Annotated in this window: 22 protein-coding genes and 1 riboswitch; of the genes, 7 read left to right on the forward strand and 15 right to left on the reverse strand. The window is 62.4% G+C overall.

The features are described from left to right. From I8N66_RS26740 to I8N66_RS26780, 9 genes are all read right to left on the reverse strand, one after another. A partial coding sequence (locus I8N66_RS26740; protein ID WP_291160330.1) for an aldose epimerase family protein occupies positions 1-798 on the reverse strand: 798 nt, incomplete at its 3' end. Between the two features lie 194 nt (positions 799-992). Beyond that, complete coding sequence (locus I8N66_RS26745) at positions 993-2,177, reverse strand: VWA domain-containing protein (RefSeq protein ID WP_291160287.1); 1,185 nt, start codon at positions 2,175-2,177, stop codon at positions 993-995. A 6-nt stretch (positions 2,178-2,183) separates the two neighbouring features. Further along, complete coding sequence (gene metA, locus I8N66_RS26750) at positions 2,184-3,110, reverse strand: homoserine O-succinyltransferase (protein WP_223725835.1); 927 nt, start codon at positions 3,108-3,110, stop codon at positions 2,184-2,186. 61 nt (positions 3,111-3,171) lie between these two features. Beyond that, positions 3,172-3,249: riboswitch (SAM riboswitch) on the reverse strand. A gap of 243 nt (positions 3,250-3,492) precedes the next feature. Next, positions 3,493-3,954 (reverse strand): NUDIX domain-containing protein, encoded by a 462-nt coding sequence (locus tag I8N66_RS26755; protein WP_291160292.1) that lies wholly within the window; start codon positions 3,952-3,954, stop codon positions 3,493-3,495. Then, the gene (locus tag I8N66_RS26760) at positions 3,951-4,790 is read right to left on the reverse strand and encodes a MoxR family ATPase (protein WP_291160295.1); all 840 of its coding nucleotides are present in this window, start codon (positions 4,788-4,790) and stop codon (positions 3,951-3,953) included. The genes I8N66_RS26755 and I8N66_RS26760 overlap by 4 nt, the downstream gene beginning before the upstream one ends. A 103-nt stretch (positions 4,791-4,893) precedes the next feature. Beyond that, positions 4,894-5,274 carry a RidA family protein gene (locus tag I8N66_RS26765; RefSeq protein ID WP_291160298.1) on the reverse strand — a complete coding sequence of 127 codons (381 nt, stop codon included), beginning with the start codon at positions 5,272-5,274 and terminating at the stop codon, positions 4,894-4,896. A 9-nt stretch (positions 5,275-5,283) separates the two neighbouring features. Next, entirely contained in the window at positions 5,284-5,889 is a 606-nt protein-coding gene (leuD, locus tag I8N66_RS26770) for a 3-isopropylmalate dehydratase small subunit (protein WP_291160301.1), read from the reverse strand. A gap of 155 nt (positions 5,890-6,044) precedes the next feature. Continuing rightward, positions 6,045-6,476, reverse strand: a complete 432-nt coding sequence (locus I8N66_RS26775; RefSeq protein ID WP_113535314.1) for a glyoxalase/bleomycin resistance/extradiol dioxygenase family protein — start codon at positions 6,474-6,476, stop codon at positions 6,045-6,047. 225 nt (positions 6,477-6,701) lie between these two features. Next, positions 6,702-6,962 carry a hypothetical protein gene (locus tag I8N66_RS26780; RefSeq protein WP_291160304.1) on the reverse strand — a complete coding sequence of 87 codons (261 nt, stop codon included), beginning with the start codon at positions 6,960-6,962 and terminating at the stop codon, positions 6,702-6,704. A gap of 126 nt (positions 6,963-7,088) precedes the next feature. Between I8N66_RS26780 and I8N66_RS26785 the strand changes: the two genes are divergently transcribed. Further along, the gene (locus tag I8N66_RS26785) at positions 7,089-7,994 is read left to right on the forward strand and encodes a CoA ester lyase (protein WP_291160307.1); all 906 of its coding nucleotides are present in this window, start codon (positions 7,089-7,091) and stop codon (positions 7,992-7,994) included. Further along, on the forward strand, positions 7,991-8,197 hold the full coding sequence (locus tag I8N66_RS26790) for a DUF1737 domain-containing protein (protein ID WP_291160310.1): 207 nt from the start codon (positions 7,991-7,993) through the stop codon (positions 8,195-8,197). The genes I8N66_RS26785 and I8N66_RS26790 overlap by 4 nt, the downstream gene beginning before the upstream one ends. Positions 8,198-8,449: 252 nt before the next feature. On the opposite strand, the gene I8N66_RS26795 is transcribed toward I8N66_RS26790, so the two are convergent. After that, the gene (locus I8N66_RS26795; protein ID WP_113535310.1) at positions 8,450-8,884 is read right to left on the reverse strand and encodes a metallopeptidase family protein; all 435 of its coding nucleotides are present in this window, start codon (positions 8,882-8,884) and stop codon (positions 8,450-8,452) included. Positions 8,885-9,053: 169 nt separating this feature from the next. Here I8N66_RS26795 and I8N66_RS26800 point away from each other — a divergent pair, with 169 nt between their 5' ends. From I8N66_RS26800 to I8N66_RS26810, 3 genes are read left to right on the forward strand one after another with little or no spacing between them, the layout of a single operon-like run. Continuing rightward, positions 9,054-10,007, forward strand: coding sequence for a hypothetical protein (locus I8N66_RS26800; RefSeq protein WP_291160314.1), 954 nt, complete (start codon positions 9,054-9,056; stop codon positions 10,005-10,007). After that, a complete protein-coding gene (locus tag I8N66_RS26805) occupies positions 9,922-11,475 on the forward strand; it encodes a DNA polymerase Y family protein (RefSeq protein ID WP_291160333.1) in 1,554 nt (517 codons plus the stop codon). Before I8N66_RS26800 ends, I8N66_RS26805 begins: the two co-directional genes overlap by 86 nt. Continuing rightward, entirely contained in the window at positions 11,472-14,834 is a 3,363-nt protein-coding gene (locus I8N66_RS26810) for an error-prone DNA polymerase (RefSeq protein ID WP_291160317.1), read from the forward strand. Before I8N66_RS26805 ends, I8N66_RS26810 begins: the two co-directional genes overlap by 4 nt. Positions 14,835-15,145: 311 nt before the next feature. Here I8N66_RS26810 and I8N66_RS26815 read toward each other — a convergent pair whose 3' ends face one another. Continuing rightward, positions 15,146-15,370 (reverse strand): hypothetical protein, encoded by a 225-nt coding sequence (locus I8N66_RS26815; RefSeq protein ID WP_291160336.1) that lies wholly within the window; start codon positions 15,368-15,370, stop codon positions 15,146-15,148. Here I8N66_RS26815 and I8N66_RS26820 point away from each other — a divergent pair. Together I8N66_RS26820 and bfr are read left to right on the forward strand one after the other, a co-directional pair. Continuing rightward, a complete protein-coding gene (locus tag I8N66_RS26820; protein WP_291160339.1) occupies positions 15,272-15,529 on the forward strand; it encodes a (2Fe-2S)-binding protein in 258 nt (85 codons plus the stop codon). The genes I8N66_RS26815 and I8N66_RS26820 overlap by 99 nt on opposite strands. After that, complete coding sequence (bfr, locus tag I8N66_RS26825; RefSeq protein ID WP_034802698.1) at positions 15,495-15,986, forward strand: bacterioferritin; 492 nt, start codon at positions 15,495-15,497, stop codon at positions 15,984-15,986. The genes I8N66_RS26820 and bfr overlap by 35 nt, the downstream gene beginning before the upstream one ends. Positions 15,987-16,058: 72 nt before the next feature. Here the strand turns inward: bfr and I8N66_RS26830 are convergent, their stop codons facing one another. The 4 genes from I8N66_RS26830 to I8N66_RS26845 form a co-directional block, all read right to left on the reverse strand. Beyond that, positions 16,059-16,580, reverse strand: a complete 522-nt coding sequence (locus tag I8N66_RS26830; RefSeq protein WP_113535306.1) for an RNA pyrophosphohydrolase — start codon at positions 16,578-16,580, stop codon at positions 16,059-16,061. Positions 16,581-16,631: 51 nt separating this feature from the next. Beyond that, positions 16,632-17,840, reverse strand: coding sequence for a divergent polysaccharide deacetylase family protein (locus I8N66_RS26835; RefSeq protein WP_291160322.1), 1,209 nt, complete (start codon positions 17,838-17,840; stop codon positions 16,632-16,634). Between the two features lie 349 nt (positions 17,841-18,189). Continuing rightward, positions 18,190-19,512, reverse strand: a complete 1,323-nt coding sequence (locus I8N66_RS26840; protein ID WP_113535304.1) for a S41 family peptidase — start codon at positions 19,510-19,512, stop codon at positions 18,190-18,192. Further along, on the reverse strand, positions 19,502-20,336 hold an 835-nt coding region (locus I8N66_RS26845), incomplete at its 5' end, for a peptidoglycan DD-metalloendopeptidase family protein (RefSeq protein ID WP_291160328.1). The genes I8N66_RS26845 and I8N66_RS26840, both read right to left, overlap by 11 nt.

Raw genomic sequence — 20,336 nt, forward strand, 5'->3', positions numbered from 1 at the left:
TTCGAGCGTCACGCCGGAATTGATGCTGCGGGCAAACGCCACCGAGTGTTTCGCCATGGGTTCGCTCGAAAGGCAGAAATTGTGGTCGTAGGCGATGCAATCACCTTCGGTCTGGCGGCGAAGCGGCGTCATTTCCCTGAGGTCGAAGGCGGTGCCCTCGACCGCGCGGATCTCGCCCGTCGGCACCTGGCGTTCGGTGGTCGGCAGGTAATGATCGGCGGCGATCATGATGTCGTGGCCGAGCGCGTCGGCGCTGCCGTCGAGATTGAAGTAGCTGTGCTGGCAGACATTGGCGAGCGTCGCCCGGTCGGTCTCGGTCTCGTAGACGACGCTCAAGACGCCGCCGGGCTTCAGCGCGTAGGTGCAGGTGACCTTGCAATTGCCGGGATAGCCGGCGCGGCCGTCCGTGTCGGTAATGGCGAGCGTGACGCTGTCGGGCGTCTGGCGGGTGATCGTCCAGTTGCGCTTACCAATGTTGTCGCTGCCGCCGTGCAGGTGCGTGACGCCCTTCTCGTTCAGTTCGAGCTGGTAGGTCTCGCCATCGAGCGTGAAACGTCCGTTTCCGATGCGGTTTGCGCAGCGCCCGGGCGTGGCGCCGAGATAGGGCGAGTGGGCGAGGTAGCTTTCGAGATCGGTGAAACCGAGCACCAGCGGGGGCTCGTGGCCTTCCAGGCGGAGATCCTGGATCACCGAGCCCCAGGTGAGCACATGGGCGGTGAGCCCGCCACCGGAGAGCACCACACGATGGACCGGCTCGCCGGATGGCAGGTGGCCGAAGATTTCCGTGTTCTGATGCATGTTCACCGCTTACTCCCCTCTTCGCGATCGCAGCAACCTGCGTCATTTCAAAGGGCGCGGCAACCAAAAATCTTACTATATGAGGCCTTAAATCGTCACCGACTTAAGGGCAAAAACCTGCGGCCATCCAGAATGCCACGGCGCGCTGGCGGATCGTGAGGTACGCGCGACGCCTTGGATTTTTCAGGGTGAATTCAGCGCGATAGCTGCTTGGTGGCGTCCTGCAGGCCGGCGAGAGTCAAGGGAAACATTCGTCCTTCGAACAGGCTCTTCACCATGCCGATCGACTGGGTGTAGCCCCAGTGCTGTTCGGACACGGGATTGATCCAGATCGAGCGCGGGAAATGTGCCGTCAGACGCGATAGCCAGAGCGCGCCGGCCTCGTCGTTCCAGTGCTCGACCGAGCCGCCGGGATGGCTGATCTCATAGGGGCTCATCGAGGCGTCGCCGACGAAGATGGCGCGGTAGTCGCCGCCATAGGTGCGCAGCACTTCGGTGGTGCGGGTGATGTCGATACGGCGGCGGCGGTTGTCCTTCCACAGGCCCTCGTAGACGCAGTTGTGGAAGTAGAAGTGCTCCATGTGCCGGAACTCGCCGCGGGCCGCCGAGAACAGTTCCTCGACAATGCGGATGTGATCGTCCATCGAGCCGCCGATATCGAAGAACATCAGGAGCTTCACGGCATTGCGGCGTTCGGGGCGAGTCACGACGTCGAGATAGCCGTGTTCGGCGGTGGAACGGATCGTGCCGTTGAGGTCGAGCTCGTCGGCGGCACCCTGGCGCACCCAGCGCCTGAGGCGCTTCAGTGCGACCTTGATGTTGCGGGTGCCAAGCTCGACCGTGTCGTCGTAGTCCTTGAACTCGCGCCGGTCCCAGACCTTGACGGCGCGGCGGTGGCGCGACTGGTCCTGGCCGATTCTGACGCCCTCAGGATTGTAGCCATAGGCGCCGAAGGGCGAGGTGCCGGCGGTGCCAATCCATTTCGAGCCGCCCTGGTGGCGGCCCTTTTGCTCCTGCAGCCGCTGGCGCAAGGTCTCCATCAGCTTGTCGAAGCCGCCAAGCGCCTCGATCAGGCGTTTTTCTTCCTCGCTCAGATGCTTCTCTGCGAGCTTGCGCAGCCAGTCCTCGGGGATGACAGCCTCTTCGCCCGCCTCCATCGGGTTGACGGCTTCAAGGCCGGAAAAGCAATGTTGGAACACCCGGTCGAAGCGGTCGATATGGCGCTCGTCCTTCACCAGTGCCGTACGCGCCAGATAGTAGAAGGCCTCGACGTCGAAGGTGGCGATGCCCGCCTCCATCCCCTCGATCAGCGACAGGAATTCCCGGAGCGTGACCGGGACCTTCGCTGCCTTCAGTTCGAGGAAGAAGGGGATGAACATCTGACCTCAGCGTTTTCCGGTGCCGATCTCCGCGAGATCATAGGGCGTCGTCTGGTACATCTCGTTGATCCAGTTGCCGAAGAACAGATGCGCATGGCTGCGCCAGCGGTTCTGCGGCGGCAGGGTCGAGTCATTATGCGGGAAATAGTCGTGCGGCATCTTGATCGGCACGCCCGCATCCACGTCGCGGAAGTATTCGTCCGACAGCGAGGTCGAATCATACTCCACGTGGTTGAACATGTAGAGCCGGTTGCCCTTCTTCTCGTGTACGAGGCAGACGCCCATCTCCTTCGATTCCATCAGGATTTCGAGGCTCGGCACCTTGTCGATGTCGGCGCGGCGGACCTCGGTCCAGCGCGAGACGGGGACGGCGAAATCGTCGGAGAAGCCGTTGAGATAGACCGAGGAGCGGTTGAGGTTCTGGTGGCGGTAGACGCCGAAGGCCTTCTCGTTCAGCGGATATTTCGGCACGTCGTGGAAATGGTAGATCGCCGCCATCGCGCCCCAGCAAACGTTGAGGGTCGAATGGACGTTGGTCTCCGTCCAGTCGAGGATACGCTTCAATTCGTCCCAATAGGTGACGTCTTCGTATTCGAGCGTCTCGACCGGCGCGCCGGTGATGATGAAGCCGTCGAACTTGCGCCCCTTCACCTCGTCCCAGGTTTCGTAGAACGAAAGCAGGTGATCTTCCGAGGTGTTCTTCGCCCGGTGGGCGCCGATGCGCACCAGCGACAGTTCCACCTGCAGCGGCGAGGCGCCGATCAGGCGTGCCATCTGGATCTCGGTCTTGATCTTGTTCGGCATGAGGTTCAGGAGCCCGATCTGGAGCGGGCGGATGTCCTGTCGGATCGCCACAGTCTCGGTCATCACCCGCACACCCTCATGCACGAGGGTTTCGAAAGCGGGCAGCGTATCGGGAATCTTGATGGGCATGGGCTTCCACTCGATCAATACAAAAAAACCGGCGGCGATTGATCGCGACCGGTCCTCGGAAATCCAACTTTCCTCGGCCCTTTAGCGACTTGTTTAACGTGGCTGCAAGCCGGCCGGCCAAATCACCACGGAGAATTTGATAGCGCGAGTGGGATGCGGGGGTCAAGAAAAACGATTCGCGTTGGGGGCGACGGCCCTCATCCCGCTGCCGCGACCTTCTCCCCGCGGGCGGGGAGAAGGGGCCTTGCCGAACCCGATCGTTCCGCCAGTCAAGCTTAGCGGCCGTTCGGCCTATCTTGATCGCCGGGTTCGCTGCCGGCCCGTCTCGGCTTGGGGGCTTACTCGTCGTCCTCGTCCCCTCTTTCCGCTTGTGGGGAGAAGGTTAGTCCTCGGGTTTAACCCGAGGAGAGGGGCTAGTCTGCAGCAGGCTTAGAGCATCCCGCATTCCATAACCTAGCCGGCGCTCAGCCTCATCCAGGCCGAGCCAGAAGAAGCGAAAGCGGATCGGGTCACCGCCGCCATAAGGCGTCATTTCCTGATGCACCCAAGTCTGGCGCTGCTCGCCGGCGAGCGCGACGTGAAAGTAGTGCCGCCGATGGCAGATCGTCCTGCCGTCCTTCGGGTAGTGGTAGTCCTGCGTGTCGAGATGGGCGAGCGTTTCCGACGGCGTCAGCCCCGTCTCCTCGATAAATTCTCTCACTGCCGCGGCCTCTGGGCTCTCGTCCGGCTCCATCGTGCCGCCAGGCACCTGCAGCGCGATCTCGGGAAAGTCCGGCTCGTCGAAGACCAACAATCGGTCGCGCCAGGTGGCGTAGATCAGGACCTTGTGGGCGTCCGGGGTCATCCGTCGCGCCGCGCCATGAAGGCGAGGCGCTCGAAGAGGTGTACGTCTTGCTCGTTCTTCAGAAGTGCGCCGTGCAGCTTCGGCAGCATGGTCTTGGCGTCGGCTCGGAGATCTGCCGGATCGACTTCGTCGGCGACGAGCAGGCGGATCCAGTCGAGCGCTTCTGATGTCGACGGCTTCTTCTTCAGGCCCGGCACCTGGCGTATGTCGTAGAAGGCGGCAAGCGCTGCTGAAAGCAGCGTCTTGCGGATGCCGGGATAGTGGACCTCGACGATGCGGGCGAGCGTGTCTGCATCGGGGAAGCGGATATAGTGGAAGAAGCAGCGGCGCAGAAACGCGTCCGGCAGTTCCTTCTCGTTGTTGGAGGTGATGATGACGATCGGGCGGTGGCGGGCGCCGATCATCTCGCCGGTCTCGTAGACATGGAATTCCATACGGTCGAGTTCCTGCAAGAGGTCGTTCGGAAACTCGATGTCGGCCTTGTCGATCTCGTCGATCAGAAGCACCACGCGGTGATCGGCCTCGAAGGCCTGCCAGAGCTTGCCCTTGCGGATGTAGTTGCGGACCTCGTTGACGCGCTCGTCGCCGAGCTGGCTGTCGCGCAGCCGTGACACCGCGTCGTATTCGTAAAGGCCCTGCTGCGCCTTGGTGGTCGACTTGACGCTCCATTCGATGAGTTCGAGGCCAAGGGCTGCGGCGATCTGTCGGGCAAGTTCGGTCTTGCCGGTGCCGGGCTCGCCCTTGACCAGCAGCGGCCGCTCCAGCCGGATCGCGGCGTTGACGGCGATCATCAGATCCTTGTCGGCGATATAGTCGGCGGTGCCTTGAAATTGCATGGGCGTCTTCCGGTTCATCGTAAGTCAGGCGAAGTCATGCCCTATGGACTATCGCATAATGGCTTAAATCGGAATCGTTTTGAGGGTGGGCGCGATCAAGGGGTCAGCCGCGAAGCGCGGTGACCTCGATCTCGATCAGCATTTCCGGGCGGATCAGGTCGCAGACGACCATGGTTGCGGCCGGGCGGATCTCACCGAAGACTTCGCCGAAGATCGGGAACACCCGGTCGGCGAAGCTGGCATCGGTGACGTAATAGTGGTTGCGCACCACGTCCTTCGTCGAGAATCCCGCTTCCTTCAGCGCGCCCTCGATCGTCTTCAGGCAATTACGCGCCTGCTCTTCCACCGTCTCGGGCATGGTCATGGTGGCGTAGTCATAGCCGGTCGTGCCGGAGACGAAGCACCAGTCGCCCATGGCGACGGCACGCGAATAGCCTGCCGTCTTTTCGAAGGGCGAACCCGAGGAGATGAGCTTGCGCGCCATATCTTCGTTTTAAGCCCAGGGGCGCGCGGCGCCGACCGTCTTTTCGAAGCTGTCGATGGCGGTTGCCTTTTCCAGCGTCAGGCCGATGTCGTCGAGACCGTTCAGCAGGCAGTGGCGCTTGAACGCATCAACCTCGAACTTGACCGAGCCGCCGTCCGGACCGGTGATTTCCTGGGATTCCAGGTCGATCGAGAGGATGGCGTTGGAGCCGCGCGAAGCGTCGTCCATCAGCTTGTCGAGGTCAGCCTGGCTGACGACGATCGGCAGAATGCCGTTCTTGAAACAGTTGTTGTAGAAGATGTCGGCAAAGGACGTGGAGATCACGCAGCGGATGCCGAAGTCGAGCAGCGCCCACGGAGCATGCTCGCGCGAGGAGCCGCAGCCGAAGTTATCGCCGGCAACGAGAATGCTGGCGTTCTGGTAGGCCGGCTTGTTGAGCACGAAATCCGGGTTGACCGAGCCGTCTTCGTTGTAGCGGGCTTCGGCGAAGAGGCCCTTGCCAAGGCCGGTGCGCTTGATCGTCTTCAGGTAATCCTTCGGAATGATCATGTCCGTGTCGATGTTGACGACGGGGAGGGGGGCGGCGACACCGGTGAGCTTGACGAATTTTTCCATAACTTCAGGCCTTCGATTTCAGAAGAATGTTGCGCTAGCGTTTAGATGAGTTTTGCGCCGAAATGAAGGAAAATCTGTTCAAATAGGCGTCGCCGGGTGGGTGAAAATGCCCGCCCGGCGAGAGCTTCGTCCGGATTTCGATTGTCTGCAGGGACTTAGCCTGCCTTCACCGGGCTGTTCATGGCCCAGAGGACGCCGAAGGGATCGCGGAGCTGGCCGTAGCGATCGCCCCAGAACATCACCTCGATCGGCATCACGACCTCTGCGCCGGCGGCAACAGCGCGGTCCCACCAGGCATCGATGTCGTCGACGGTCAGCGTCAGGGTGAAGGCCTGGGGTTTTTCCAGAGGGTGGCCGTATTCCGGATAGGCATCCGCCAGCATTAGCGAACTGCCATTGATGTAGAGATGGATGTGCATCGTCCGGCCCTGCTCGTCGAGCGGGTGCCGGCCCACTTCTTCACCACCGAAGGCGCGCTGGTAGAATTCCGACGCCTTGGCGGCGCCATCGACCTGAAGATAGGGCAGAAGGCCGTTCAGGACCGGTGCCGGCTGCTTCGTTTCAGTTTGCTGCGTCTGGGTATCCATGTCGTTCTCCATCCTGTTTCGAAGAGCCAGGACCGTGCTGGCCTGTCTCAAGGACGAAGATGGAATGTCCGATCCGACATGGGATCGAAAAAAATTTGCAGCCCGCTGAATGACGGTTTTTGAAGGGCGCCAACAGGGTTCGAGCCGATCATTGATCGGCCCGATTGCGGATGACCGCTGGGGATCGATTCCGACGCCCGGGGATCGATCCCGATGACCTGGGGATCAGAGGTCGATGATCGTACCGCGACCGTCATTCCAGATGCGCATCTCGCGCTGGCCGTGGCCATGGGCGGGGCCTGCGGCAGCCGGACGCGCCGTGGCGCGGGCTGGCCTGAAATTCAGCCGTGTGGCAATGGCGCTGCCGACCACGACGACGGCGGCGATGCCGGCAAGTGCCAGCGCCAGCGAGGCGGTGAGCACAAAGGCCGCGAACGTGATGGTCAGGGCTGCGGCCGTAAAGAGAACAGAGCGAATGCTTTGCATAATCGTCACCTTTCTGAGGGCGATGTGGGGGCTCGCCTTCGGACTTGCAAGAGGCGCGCTTTGCGAAAGGGGTGCGGCGGTTCGCCTCGTCTTGCGGAACGCGGCAAAGGCGGGCACAACTGAAACATGAACAAATCGATCGAACATCACCCCGTGCGTCTGCGCCGCTCGGTGCTTTCGGTGCCGGCCGACAATGCCCGCGCGCTCGCCAAGGTCGCTGAACTCGCAACTGATGCCGCGATCTTCGATCTTGAGGATGCGGTTGCGCCCGAGCGCAAGGTGGAAGCGCGCGAGGCGCTGGTGCAGTATCTGACGGCGAGCCGGCCGGACTGCGAAATCGTCATCCGCATCAATGCGATTGGCTCCGATTTCGGTCAGCACGATCTCGCCGCAGCGCTAGCGGCCAATCCCGATGCCATTCTCCTGCCGAAGGTCGAAAGCCCGGCGGATATTCAGGCGGCGGCCGACTGGCTCGACGAGAACGACGCGCCGGAAACGTTGCGTCTCTGGGCGATGATCGAAACGCCGCGTGGGGTGATCAACGCGCCGGCAATCGCCGAGGCCGGCCGCACCTTCAGCGGCAGGCTCGATTGTTTCGTCGTCGGCCTCAACGACCTGCGCAAGGAGACCGGCGTGCCGGATCGCCCTGGTCGCCCCTATCTGATTTCCTGGCTGATGCAGATCCTGTTGGCCGCACGCGGCGGCGGCCTCGATGTCATCGACGCCGTGTTCAACGATTTCCGTGATGCGGCGGGCTTCGACGAGGAATGCCGGCAGGGCCGCGACATGGGCTATGACGGCAAAATGCTGATCCATCCCACCCAGATCGGCCCGGCGAACGAGCGCTTCGGCGTGGAGCAGGTTGCCGTCGACGAGGCGCGCGCGATCATCGCCGCCTTTGCGCTTCCGGAAAACGCTGGCAAGGGTGTCATCAATCTCAACGGGCGGATGGTCGAGCGGCTGCACCTCGACCAGGCCGCGACACTCGCCGCCAAGGCGGACCTCATCGAACAACGAAAGACAAGATCTTGAAACTCTACCGCTTCCTGACCGGTCCCGACGACGCCTCCTTCTGCCACAAGATAACGGCGGCGCTGAACCAGGGCTGGAGCCTGCACGGCTCACCCACCTATGCCTTCAATGCGGATACGCAGCACATGCAGTGCGGCCAGGCAGTTGTCAAAGAGGTCGAGGGCAAGGATTACACCCCGGATACCAAGCTGTCGGAACAGTAGTCGGAAGAACAAGTTTAGCCCCTCACCCTAGCCCTCTCCCCGCAAGCGGGGCGAGGGGACGCGACTGACGCTTGGTCATCGCGAATAGTCGGCACGTGAAGCCCGTTTCTGGAATTGGGTATGAATGCGAGCGGGTGCCACGGTTTTCCTTCGCCCCGCCTGCGGGGAGAAGGTGCCGGCAGGCGGATGAGGGGCTTCCTCACCGCGCGGATGAGGGGTAGCCCTCACCGCGGATGATAGGCAAATGAAGTGTCAGCCGCCGATGTGCTCGACGCTGGCCTCGATCCGTTCCATGTCGTCGTCGGAAAGGCCGAAATGGTGGCCAATCTCGTGGATCAGCACATGGGTGATGATATCGCCCAGCGTCTCTTCGTTCTCGGCCCAATAGTCGATGATCGGGCGGCGATAAAGCGTGATCCGATTGGGGAACTGGCCGGTTTCCATGGTGAAGCGTTCGCCGATGCCGCGGCCTTCGAAGAGGCCGAGCAGGTCGAAGGGCGTTTCAAGCGCCATATCCTCGAAAACGTCGTCGCTCGGGAAGTCGGCGACTTCGATGATGAGGTCGGTCGTCAGCTGGCGGAACTCCTGCGGCAGATGGCCGTAGGCTTCCAGCGCGAGCTGTTCGAAGGTGGTGAGCGTCGGTGCGTGGCGTTCCCGCCAATCATCGGTCTGGTCAATGCGGGCCATAGGCACTCCTTGTTGCCCTCCATATAGCGATTTTGCCTTTGTTTTTCGAGTGTTGAATTCCTTGACCACAGGGACAGGAATAAATTCTTAGAATTGGCTGTTGACTCATTTAGGAAGCTCTGGAATCTAATAGAACATAACATGAACATTCTGATGGGAGTTGACCGTCATGGCCGACAAAGCCGTGGAGCGGGAGACGGTACTTTCGCTCCGAGAAACCATAGCCAGGATCGAAAACCGTCGGCTTCCGGGCGTCGTGCGCGCCGCCAAGGCGGCCGATCCCGGCGGCTTCCGTCAACGTGAGGAAGATGAGCCGGGGCGCAAGGTGCTGGCGCTTGGCGTTCGGGATCTAGACGCGCTTCTCGAAGGCGGTCTGCCGCTCGAAGGCATGACGGAAATCCGCAATGCCGAAACGCGTGATGCCGGTGCTGCCGCCGGGTTTGCTGCCGCACTTAGCGTGCTCTGTCAGCAGGCGCGCCTGGAAAAGGGCGAGTCGGTGGCGCCCGTACTCTGGATCAGCCAGGCAATGGCTTCCAACGAAGCGGGCATGCCCTACGGGCTGGGTCTCAAGGCTTTCGGCCTCGATGTCCGCGGCCTCGTCTTCAGCCTGCCTCGTACGGTGAAGGATGCGCTCTGGATCGCTGAAGCCGCGCTTTCCGTCCCGACCTTCTGTGCCGTGATCCTTGAAATTCGCGGCAATCCTGCAGCCCTGGCGCTTAGCGAAAGTCGGCGCCTGCATGTCCGCTCACGAGCGGGCCATATCCCCCTTCTGCTTCTGCGCCAGTCCGGACACGAGGAGGCCAGCAGCGCCTTCTTCCGCTTCCTCGTCGAGCCGGCCCCGGCGCGCGAGCGCGCCCTACCGGATGGATCGATGCTTCGCGGCAGCATCGGCCATCCCGTCTTTCATGTCATTGCCGAGAAGAGCAGGGCTCCTGCGCCGCTCGGCTTCTTCCTGGAGTGGAACCCCCATGACCGCCGCCTTTACCCCGTCGAGCCCCTACCAGCCGCTGCTGCGGCAGATCCAGAACCAGCGCATTCTGTCGCTCGCCTTTCCGCATCTTCCGGCCGATCGGGTCGCGCGCAAGCGTTGGGGGAACTCGTGGCTTTCCCGCGGGCGTCCTGAACATCCGCCCGTCGTCTTCGCCGACAAGGTGAAGAGCGCGATGCGCCTCGTCGCGCTTGAGGGTTACGCCGAGAAACGTGGATTTCACATTGGTCAGGGCGTTGCCGAAGCTCGGGCCATGTGTCCCGAGATCGACGTGCTGCCGGCCGATCCCGCCGCCGACCGGGCGCTGCTTGCAGGCCTTGCGGACTGGTGCAGCCGCTATACGCCGCTCGTCGCGCTCGATGGCGACAGTGGCCTCTTTCTCGACATCACCGGTTGCGCTCATCTTCTCGGCGGGGAAAAGGCGCTGCTCGACGATCTGCTCGCGCGCCTTTTTCATCTGGGCGTCGAGGCCCGGGCGGCGATCTCCTCGTCCGCTGGGCTCTCCTGGGCGGTGGCGCGTTTCGGCTCAGACGATATCCTTGCCGAGGACGAGGCGGCGCGGGCGCTGGCACCACTGCCGATGGCGGCTCTTCGGTTGCCGCAGGAAACGATCGAAACGCTTGGCCGGGTCGGGCTCAAGCAGATCGGCGACATCATTGAGGCACCGCGCGCGCCGCTTGCCCGCCGGTTCGGTGCAACCCTGCTTCTGCGCCTCGATCAGGCGCTGGGGCGGGAGGACGAACCGCTATCGCCACGGCTGCCCGTCGCGGCCCTTTCGGCAGAGCGGCGGCTCGGCGAACCGGTCCAGGGCGAAGACGATATTTTGGGCCTGACGGAAGAGCTGGCGCTGCGGCTGAAACCGGAACTGGAAAAGCGCGGGGAGGGCGGGCGCCTGTTCGAACTGCTGCTCTTCCGTGTCGATGGCGCGGTCTTCCGCATCGCCGCCGGCACATCTTCGCCGCTCAACGAACCGCGGCGCGTCGCCGGTCTTTTCCGCGAGCGCCTGCAGGCGGTGCATGAGGATCTCGATGCCGGCTTCGGCTTCGAAATCTTGAGGCTCTCGGTGCCGAAGAGCGAAAAATACGAGGTGATGCAGGAAGATTTTTCCGGCACGCCGGATCGCGAGCGCCCGCTTGCGGCCTTCGCCGATCGGGTCATGGCGCGCTTCGGAGCGGAGAGCCTCATGGTGCCAGCTCTCTCGGAAAGCCATGTTCCGGAGCGGGCAGCGACCTTCCGCCCGCTTACGGACATGGCGCTGATCAGCAAGGCCGGGGAGCCGGCCGCAAACATCCCGGCGCCCCTGCTTGCCGCGGCGGCCCGGCCGCAACGGCTCTTTCCAAGCCCCGAGCCGGTGGAGGCGGTCGCCGAGGTGCCGGAGGGGCCGACGAGAAGATTTCGCTGGCGGCGCACGCTGCACCGTATTGCGCGAGCCGAAGGGCCTGAGCGGATTGCCGGCGAATGGTGGCTTGATGGTGAGCCGGCGCTGGAGCGCGATTATTTCCGGGTGGAAGACGATAGCGGTCGGCGGTTCTGGCTGTTTCGCGAGGGCCATTATGGCGCGAGCGCTCCGCCGCGCTGGTTCATGCATGGAGTCTTCGCATGAGTAACGCTGTGCCCTATTTCGAGATCGGCGCCTGGTCGAACTTTTCCTTCCTCGAAGGCGCTTCCCATCCGGGCGAGATGGTTGTTGCGGCAAGCCGCCTCGGCATTGGCGGCCTCGGCATTGCCGATCGCAATACCGTCGCCGGCGTGGTGCGCGCGCATGCGCAGGCCAAGGTGGAGAAATATGCCTTCCAGCCAGGCGCGCGGCTCTCCTTTGCCGAAGACCTGCCTGACGTGCTCGCCTATCCCTTAAATCGCCGCGGCTGGGGCAATCTCTGCCGGATGCTGAGTGCCGGAAACCTGCGCGCCAAGAAAGGCACCTGCACGCTCTACGAGACCGATCTCATCGAATGGGGCGAGGATCTCTTGCTTGCGGTGCTGCCCGGCCCGGTGATCGGCGCGCCGGAGGCAACCCTGCTTGCCGATTTCCTCAAGCGGTTGAAACCGCATTTCGCCAACCGGCTCTATCTGGCGCTGGTGCCGCGTTATGACGGCTTCGACCAGTTTGCCTTTGCCGGGCTTGCGACCATTGCCCGCCATGCGTCAGTCAGGCTCGTCGCCACCAACAGCCCGTTGTTTCATGCCGCTGACCGGCGACCGCTTGCCGATGTCGTCACCGCCATCCGCGAGCATGTGACGATCGCTGCCGCCGGCTATCGGTTGCACGCCAATGCCGAACGACATCTGAAGACGCCCGCCGAAATGGCGCGCATCTTCCGCGATTATCCGGAAGCGATCGCCAATACCGGGCATTTCTTTGGGCGTCTGAAGTTCTCGCTGTCGGACCTCGAATATCAATATCCGGATGAGAGCATTCCTGGCGAAACACCGACACAGACGCTGCGGCGGCTGACGATGGAGGGCGCGCGCGAACGGTATTCCGGTGAGATTCCTGAGAAGGTTTCGACGCAGATCGAGTATGAGCTCGAGCTGATCGCCGGCAAACGTTACGAGCCCTACTTCCTGACGGTGCGCAACATCATGCAGTTTGCGCGTGGCGCCGAAATCCTGTGCCAGGGCCGCGGTTCGGCGGCGAATTCCACCGTCTGTTACTGCCTGAGGATTACCGAAGTCGACCCGCTTTCGACCACCCTGCTTTTCGATCGCTTCCTCTCGACCGAACGGGACGAGCCGCCGGATATCGACGTCGATTTCGAGCACGAGAAGCGGGAGAGAGTCATCCAGCATATTTATGAGACCTATGGCAAGGAACATGCGGGGCTGACGGCCGCCGTCATCAGCTACCGGGCGCGTTCCGCCGGTCGCGAGACCGCCAAGGCTTTCGGGTTCTCAGAAGACGTACAATCGGCGCTTGCCGGCTCGGTCTGGGGCTGGTCGGTCGCCGATCTCTCGGAACGCGAGGCGCAGGCCGCCGGTCTCGACACGAAGGACCCGACGACCGTGAAGGTGCTCGATTATGCCAGCGAGCTGATGAGTTTCCCGCGCCATCTTTCCCAGCATGTCGGCGGCTTCGTCATGACCCGCGACCGGCTCGACGAGGTGGTGCCGATCATGAACACGGCGATGCCCGACCGCTTCATGATCGAGTGGGACAAGGACGACCTCGACACGCTGAAGATCCTGAAGATCGACGTGCTGGCGCTCGGCATGCTCACCTGCATCGCCCGAGCCTTCGCGCTTCTCGACCGGCATTACAATGAGCGGAAAAACCTGCACCAGCTCTTCAAGGATCATCAGGACGCCGTCTACGACATGATCTGCCGGGCCGATACGATCGGCGTCTTCCAGATCGAGAGTCGGGCGCAGATGAGCATGCTGCCGCGGCTGAAGCCCAGGAAATTCTATGATCTCGTCATCGAGGTGGCGATCGTCCGGCCGGGGCCGATCCAGGGCAACATGGTGCATCCCTATCTGAAACGGCGGGAGCAGCATGCTCTTGGGATACCTATCGAATATCCGAGCCCTGAATTAGAGGTCGTTCTGGAACGGACGCTCGGCGTGCCGCTCTTTCAGGAGCAGGCGATGCAGATTGCCATCACTGCCGCCGGTTTTTCGCCCAGTGAGGCCGACCAGTTGCGGCGGGCGATGGCGACCTTCAAGCGCACCGGCACCATCCATACCTTCCACGAGAAGATGATCGAAGGCATGGTCAAGAACAACTATCCGCGCGATTTCGCCGAGCGTTGCTTCAAGCAGATCGAAGGTTTTGGCGAATATGGCTTTCCGGAAAGCCACGCGGCGTCCTTCGCGCTGCTCGTCTATGTCTCCTGCTGGCTGAAAACCTATTATCCCGATGTCTTCTGCGCGGCGCTCCTGAACTCACAGCCGATGGGTTTTTACGCGCCCGGGCAATTGGTGCGGGACGCGCGGGAGCATGGGGTCCGGGTGCTGCCCGTCGACATCAACCACTCGGTCTGGGATGCCGATCTCGAAGCGGGTGGCCTGGATCGCAACGCCATCGAGCCGCGCCACCGCGAGATGGAGGACGTGATCAGGACGACGAAGGCGATGCGCCTCGGTTTCAATTCGATCAAGGGGCTGAACCAAAAGGAGCTTGAAGATAAACTCGTCGCCAATAGGGGCGCCGGTTACGGGTCGGTTCGTGATCTCTGGTTACGCTCCGGCCTCTCCCGTTCAGCGCTCGAGCGGCTCGCCGATGCCGATGCCTTCCGCTCGATCGGGCTCGATCGTCGCAAGGCGCTTTGGGCGGTGAAGGCTCTGGATGAAAAGAGTGCGGCCGAGCGGCTGCCGCTCTTCGAGGGTGCTGCGAGAGAGGAGTTGCGGCCGGAGCCGGCGATGGTTCTGCCGGAGATGCTGGCGGGCGAGCAGGTGATCAACGACTATCGTTATCTCTCTTTCTCGCTGAAGGCGCATCCGGTCTCCTTCCTCAGAGACACACTTGCCGCGCAGGGCATCGTCACCAGCCGCACGCTTGCGACTGCTCCGGTCGGGCGGCGGATAACGGTCGCCGGGCTGGTGCTCGTTCGCCAGCGTCCAGGCTCGGCCAAGGGCGTCATCTTCATGACGATCGAGGACGAGACTGGTGTCGCCAATGCGATCGTCTGGCCAAAAGTGTTTACGACCTATCGCCCGGTGGTCATGGGTGCACGCCTCGTCAAGATCCGCGGCCGGCTGCAGCGCGAAAGCAGCGTCATCCATGTGGTCGCCGAACACATCGAGGACATCACGCCGATGCTGGGACTGTTGCGCAAGGAAGCCCGGCGGTTCGGGGGCAGCGACCGCGCCGATGAAGCGCTGAGACCGACCGGCGACGCGCGCGAGAAGAAGGCGCAGGGCAATCTGTGCCTGCCGGTGACCGGGGATTCCGGTGGCCGGGGGCCACAGCAGGCGACGGCCGAGGTGGTGGACGTGATGCCGAAGGGACGCAATTTCCATTGATGGCAGAGCCCCCCGCGCCGCCTCAAAGGGCGGCCCGGTGGGCCTTGCGGTGAATGAGCCGTTCATCTTGCGTGACGCCCGGAACGGTTTACCGGACCATTCGGCGAGACTGCCGTTGGGGGCTCTTCCTGGCAGTGTTTGATGGAGGGAGCCATTGATGTGTGTAAAAATGTCGCAGGCGACCTGCGGCGCGATCGACCTTAGGTCTGCAAGAATAGTCTTTCATATTTCTCTAAAATTTTGAAAAGACGAAGCTTTTTGTCAAGTTTAGAGTCGTTCTAATCAACCTGCAACTTCCACTCGCGGAGTTTTTAGTTGACACTAAATGTCCTGTTTTGCTTTATGCGCTGACACAGGGCGTTGCGTACGACAGGCGAGACGACATGCTGGTTTGCAGCTGCAATTTCATCACGGAAAAAGAGATCGAGGACACGATCATCGGTCTCCTCAACGACGACTGTTGGCAGCTGATCGTGCCGGCGAAAGTCTATCACGCGATGGAAAAGCGCGGTCGCTGCTGCGGCTGCTTCCCCAATGTCGTCGACATCATCATTCGCACCACCGAGCAATATCACGCGCACCGCGACTCGACGGACGCTGAGATATTTGATTTCATGACCCGCCTTAGACAATTCCACGAAGACAACCGGAGGGCGGATCTTGAAAGGCGACAAAAAGGTCATCGAGCAGCTTAACGAAGCGCTCTATCTCGAACTCGGTGCCGTCAACCAGTACTGGTTGCATTACCGCCTCCTCGAAGACTGGGGTTACACGCTTCTCGCCAAGAAGGAGCGCGCGGAATCCATCGAGGAGATGCAGCATGCGGACAAGCTCGTCGCGCGCATCATCTTCCTTGAAGGCCATCCCAACCTGCAGACGGTCGCGCCGCTGCGTATCGGCCAGAACGTCAAGGAAGTGCTGAAGGCCGACCTTGCCGGCGAATACGACGCCCGCACCGCCTACAAGAAGTCGCGCGACATCTGTCACGCCGCCGGAGACTATGTCTCCATGAAGCTCTTCGAAGAACTGCTTGCTGACGAGGAAGGCCATATCGACTTCCTCGAAACCCAGCTCGAGCTGCTCGACAAGATCGGTGAAGAGAAATACGGCCAGCTCAACGCTGCCCCGGCCAACGAGGCCGAAGCCGACTAAGCTCGGCCCAAATGCCAAAAAGAAAGGCCGGCGACTTCGCCGGCCTTTTTGTATCTTCATCCGAGGGCTGGCTTACGGCGCGAGATGCGCGAAGGCCGTGACGACTTCCTCGTAGACCTTGCGCTTGAACGGCACGATCATCTCCGGCAGATCACGCATCGGCTTCCAGTCCCAGGCGTCGAACTCCGGTTCGTGGCCGCCGGGTGGCGGGTTGATGGCGATTTCGTTCTCGTCGCCCTCGAAACGGAAGGCATACCAGCGCTGCGTCTGGCCGCGAAACTTGCCCTTGAGGCCAATGCCGATCAGATGCGTCGGCAGGTCGTAATTGATCCAGCCCGGCGCTTCCGCCAGCAGCGAGACCGAGCGCATTCCAGTCTCCTCGTAAAGTTCGCGATAGGCCGCCTTCAGCGGGTCTTCACCCTTGTCGATGCCACCCTGCGGCATCTGCCACTGCTGCGGCGAACCGTCATATTCGGAATTGCCGACGGCGATCCGGTGGCCGGCCCAGACGAGGCCGGCGCGGTTCAGCACCATGACGCCGACGCAGGGGCGGTAAGGCAGGTCTTCCGCCTTCAATTTCTTGTCCTTGCTCATCGGCTGCCTCTTCCTTCCATATCCATGCATTCCGATCGGGTCGCGTGTACGCTAGTTCTGTTGCGGATCCTTGACGAGCGCGGACACGCCGACGAACTCGATGCCGCGTCCCTGTGCTTCGCCGATCCAGGAGGCTATCGCGCTGACGCTTTCGTCGAAGGCGGAGGCGACGCCGATGGCGGTGCCGTTGCGCCGCGCAATGCGCTCCAGCTCATCGAGCTTGCGCAGGATCGCACCGCGGCTGAGTTCGGTGTCGAGCGTCAGGTCGGCAAAACCATGCGGCACATCGAAGGCATCGGCGAGCTTACCCGAGAGCGATTGCGCCGACGTGCCGTCGTCGAGGAAAAGCAGGCCGCGCTTGCCGAGATCGCGCATGACCGGCTCCAGCGCATCGGCATCGGACAGGAAACGGCCGCCGAGATAATTCATGACGCCGGTGTAGTTGGTAATCTCGGCGAGGTTGCGATGCAATTCCGCAAGGTTCTTCTTCTCACCGAGGCCGATACGCAAGGCATTGGGACCGGGATCGTTGGCCGGATAGTCGAACGGTTCCATCGGGAGCTGCAGCAGGATCTCGTGGCCGCTTCGGCGCGCCTCCTGCATCCAGCGCTGCAGGCTGTTTCCAGCTGTGGCAAATCCCAGCGTCACTTCGCCTGGCAGGTCGCGGATCGCCTTCTGCGTTCCGGTCTGGCTGAGGCCAAGACCGCCGACGATGAGCGCGATGCGCGTGCCGCGCGCGCCGGACCAGGGGCGTGCATATTGATCCATCGGGCGCAGCCCGTCCGGACCGATGATCGGCAGACGTCCGGCTGGATTGTCCTCGAGGAGGTCGTCATTGGGCATCGCGGCCATACGCGGATCCTGGCCACGGACCGGGCCGACATTGATGAGAGCAGGGCCCTTGCCGTCGCGGCTGCGCGGCGAAAACGTCGTAACGGTGGAGCCGTCGTCGGTGAGCGTGTGCTCGACGTCGGCGCCGGAATAGGCGGTTCCCGGCTTCATCGTTCCGCCGGCGCCTGACTGGCTGTTTGCCGCCTTCGATGGTTTCTCGCCGGTGCCCTTGGCGCTTTCGGTCATCGCCGTTTCGGTCTGGCCGCGCCTCAGCCCGTCCGGCGCAAGGCTGCCCCACAATGACAGTCCGACCACTGACGCTATACAAAGGCCAAGAAGAGAGAACCCGAGCAGACGTCGGGGATTGCGCTTCGCCGCTGGCCTTACCCGCCGGTTCTGGCCCAGGGGGGCATTGAGATCAGTTCCCAAACGGAGCCTCGGTCGATCTGTGCGATGTTGCCGCTTCTGCATGCCTGCCTTCGATCACAGTCGATCAAAGGACAAAACGTGCAGCAATTCAAAATGCTGCAGCGCCCTTTGCGCACCTGACAGGACGCACGGCGCTCTCGAGCGAGGCGGCGTTGAGACGCTTCGCCTGTTCCTCCCTCAGCGCACCGGTGGCCTGAGAATCAGTGCCGCGGCAGCGCCTGTACCCCTATAATTTAGCTGTGCTGCGTTGACCAGTGCATCTGCCCTGGCGGGGCGCGCCCTCCCAAAATGCAGAACGCCGCGTGGTCTTTCGAACACGCGGCGTTCTCGATTGAATATCGTCTCAGGCTTACTTCTTCAGCTGCGCCTGTTCCGGACTGGCCGGGAAGGACGGATCCGACTTCTTGCCGCGCAAGAGGTCGAGCGCGTAGTTGAGCTGCAGGTCGTCCTTGGGTTCCGGCGGCACATAGGCGACCGAGCCCGAACCTTCTTCGGTCTCGCTCTGGCCCTGGATGTGGCCACGCAGATCGGACTCGCCCTGAGCCTCGACCTTGCCGAGCAGTTCCGGCGGCAGCGGCTGTTCGACCTTGATGTCCGGCGTGATGCCTGTGCCCTGGATCGATTTGCCCGACGGCGTGTAATAGAGCGCAGTCGTCAGACGCAGCGCACCGGCTTCGCCGAGCGGGATGATCGTCTGGACCGAACCCTTGCCGAAGGAGCGCGTGCCGAGCACGGTCGCACGCTTCAGGTCCTGCAGGGCGCCCGCGACGATTTCCGAAGCGGAGGCCGAACCGCCGTTGATGAGCACGATCACCGGCTTGCCGTCGGTCAGGTCGCCCGGCGTCGCGTTGAAGCGGCGGGTTTCGTCCGGGTTGCGGCCACGGGTCGAAACGACCTCGCCGCGCTCCAGGAAGGCGTCGGAGACGTTGATCGCCTGGTCGAGCAGGCCACCCGGGTTGAGGCGTAGGTCGAGCACATAGCCCTTGAGCTTGTCGGCCGGCACGTCCGCCTTGATCTTCTCGATGCCCTTCTTCAGGTCGTCGTAGGTCTTCTCCGTGAAGGAAATGACGCGCAGGTAGCCGACGTCGCCTTCGGTGCGGAACTTGACGGCGCGAACGGCAATGACGTCGCGAACGATCGTCAGTTCGATCGGCTTGTCCGCGCCCTTGCGCAGGATCGTCAGCTTGATCGGAGTGCCGACAGCGCCACGCATCTTTTCAACGGCGTCTTCAAGCTTCAAGCCGCGAACGTCTGCACCGTCGATCTTCGAAATGAAGTCGCCGGCAAGCACGCCAGCGCGCGCAGCGGGCGTATCATCGATCGGGCTCGTGACCTTGACGAGATCGTCTTCCATCGTGACTTCGATGCCGAGACCGCCGAATTCACCGCGGGTCTGGGTACGCATGTCCTCGGCGTCGGCCGAGTTCATGTAGCTCGAATGCGGATCAAGCGACGAGAGCATGCCGTTGATGGCATTCTCGATCAGCTTGTCATCCTGCGGCGGTGTCACGTATTGCGCGCGTACGCGTTCGAATACGTCGCCAAAAATTGCCAGTTCGCGATAGGTCGAGGTGTTGGCAGCGACGGCCGGAACGACAGCCGAATAAACCACGCCCATCGCGGTCGCGCCCATCAGCGCCCCGACCAGAACAAGTGAAGCCCTACGTATCATTTCGCGCCTTTCCAACCTCTGCTGCGGTCCACCACGGTCGGGAATCAACCGGTTTCCCGTCTTTCCGGAATTCAATGTAAAGCGTCGGCCGGTCCGTTTCCAGCGCCAAGGCCGCAGCGCTCGCCACTCTTTTCGCCCCCATCGTCGCCAGCGGCTCGCCGGCCACGACAAACTGTCCGGGCTGTACGCTCACCTTCTCCATGCCCGCCAGTACGACGTGGTAGCCGTCACCCGGGTTGAGAATGATCATCTGCCCATAACTGCGGAAATTGCCTGCATAGACGATCCAGCCATCTGACGGCGCAGTCACCAGCGCGCCGGGATTGGTTTCCAACATGATCCCTTGCAGCGAATGCCCCGTGCCGTCCGCATCGCCGAACTTGCGTAGCAGCGATCCCGCGGCAGGATAGGCAAGCTTGTTCCTCAGCTCCGAAAACACATATGCGGGGGCAATGCGGTTTTTGTCGGGCACCGCGTTGCGGGCCAATTCGCGTGCCGCCTCACGCTCGGCATCGCTCATGCGTCGGCGCTCCTCCTCCTGGGCGCGTGCCGCTTCGGCGGCCTCGCGAACAGAGGAAATCTGGCTTTCGAGCGAGCCGATCAGTCCCTGGAGATTGGTGGCCTGGCTGGCCAGCTCCTGGGCCTTGCGCTGTTCGGCGGCGAGCTCGCTGGCGCTCGACTGGCGCAGCTTCTCCTTTTCGGCGACCAGCATCGACATGCGGCGTTCTTCTTCGACATTGGCCGTCATTGCCGCGGTCAGGTCTTCCCGCTGCTTGTCGATGCCGGCACGAATGTCCGAGAGCGCCTTCAGGTCGGCCACCAGG

Source organism: Ensifer sp. SSB1 (genome assembly GCF_016652895.1).
Taxonomy (GTDB): Bacteria; Pseudomonadota; Alphaproteobacteria; order Rhizobiales; family Rhizobiaceae; genus Ensifer.

What these genes read in the sequence shown, in the direction of transcription:
- I8N66_RS26745 (WP_291160287.1), bottom strand. Translation starts at nt 2,177, where the DNA reads ATGTTCATCCCCTTCTTCCTCGAACTGAAGGCAGCGAAGGTCCCGGTC.
- metA (WP_223725835.1), bottom strand. Translation starts at nt 3,110, where the DNA reads ATGCCCATCAAGATTCCCGATACGCTGCCCGCTTTCGAAACCCTCGTG.
- I8N66_RS26755 (WP_291160292.1), bottom strand. Translation starts at nt 3,954, where the DNA reads ATGACCCCGGACGCCCACAAGGTCCTGATCTACGCCACCTGGCGCGAC.
- I8N66_RS26760 (WP_291160295.1), bottom strand. Translation starts at nt 4,790, where the DNA reads ATGCAATTTCAAGGCACCGCCGACTATATCGCCGACAAGGATCTGATG.
- I8N66_RS26765 (WP_291160298.1), bottom strand. Translation starts at nt 5,274, where the DNA reads ATGGCGCGCAAGCTCATCTCCTCGGGTTCGCCCTTCGAAAAGACGGCA.
- leuD (WP_291160301.1), bottom strand. Translation starts at nt 5,889, where the DNA reads ATGGAAAAATTCGTCAAGCTCACCGGTGTCGCCGCCCCCCTCCCCGTC.
- I8N66_RS26775 (WP_113535314.1), bottom strand. Translation starts at nt 6,476, where the DNA reads ATGGATACCCAGACGCAGCAAACTGAAACGAAGCAGCCGGCACCGGTC.
- I8N66_RS26780 (WP_291160304.1), bottom strand. Translation starts at nt 6,962, where the DNA reads ATGCAAAGCATTCGCTCTGTTCTCTTTACGGCCGCAGCCCTGACCATC.
- I8N66_RS26785 (WP_291160307.1), top strand. Translation starts at nt 7,089, where the DNA reads ATGAACAAATCGATCGAACATCACCCCGTGCGTCTGCGCCGCTCGGTG.
- I8N66_RS26795 (WP_113535310.1), bottom strand. Translation starts at nt 8,884, where the DNA reads ATGGCCCGCATTGACCAGACCGATGATTGGCGGGAACGCCACGCACCG.
- I8N66_RS26800 (WP_291160314.1), top strand. Translation starts at nt 9,054, where the DNA reads ATGGCCGACAAAGCCGTGGAGCGGGAGACGGTACTTTCGCTCCGAGAA.
- I8N66_RS26810 (WP_291160317.1), top strand. Translation starts at nt 11,472, where the DNA reads ATGAGTAACGCTGTGCCCTATTTCGAGATCGGCGCCTGGTCGAACTTT.
- I8N66_RS26830 (WP_113535306.1), bottom strand. Translation starts at nt 16,580, where the DNA reads ATGAGCAAGGACAAGAAATTGAAGGCGGAAGACCTGCCTTACCGCCCC.
- I8N66_RS26840 (WP_113535304.1), bottom strand. Translation starts at nt 19,512, where the DNA reads ATGATACGTAGGGCTTCACTTGTTCTGGTCGGGGCGCTGATGGGCGCG.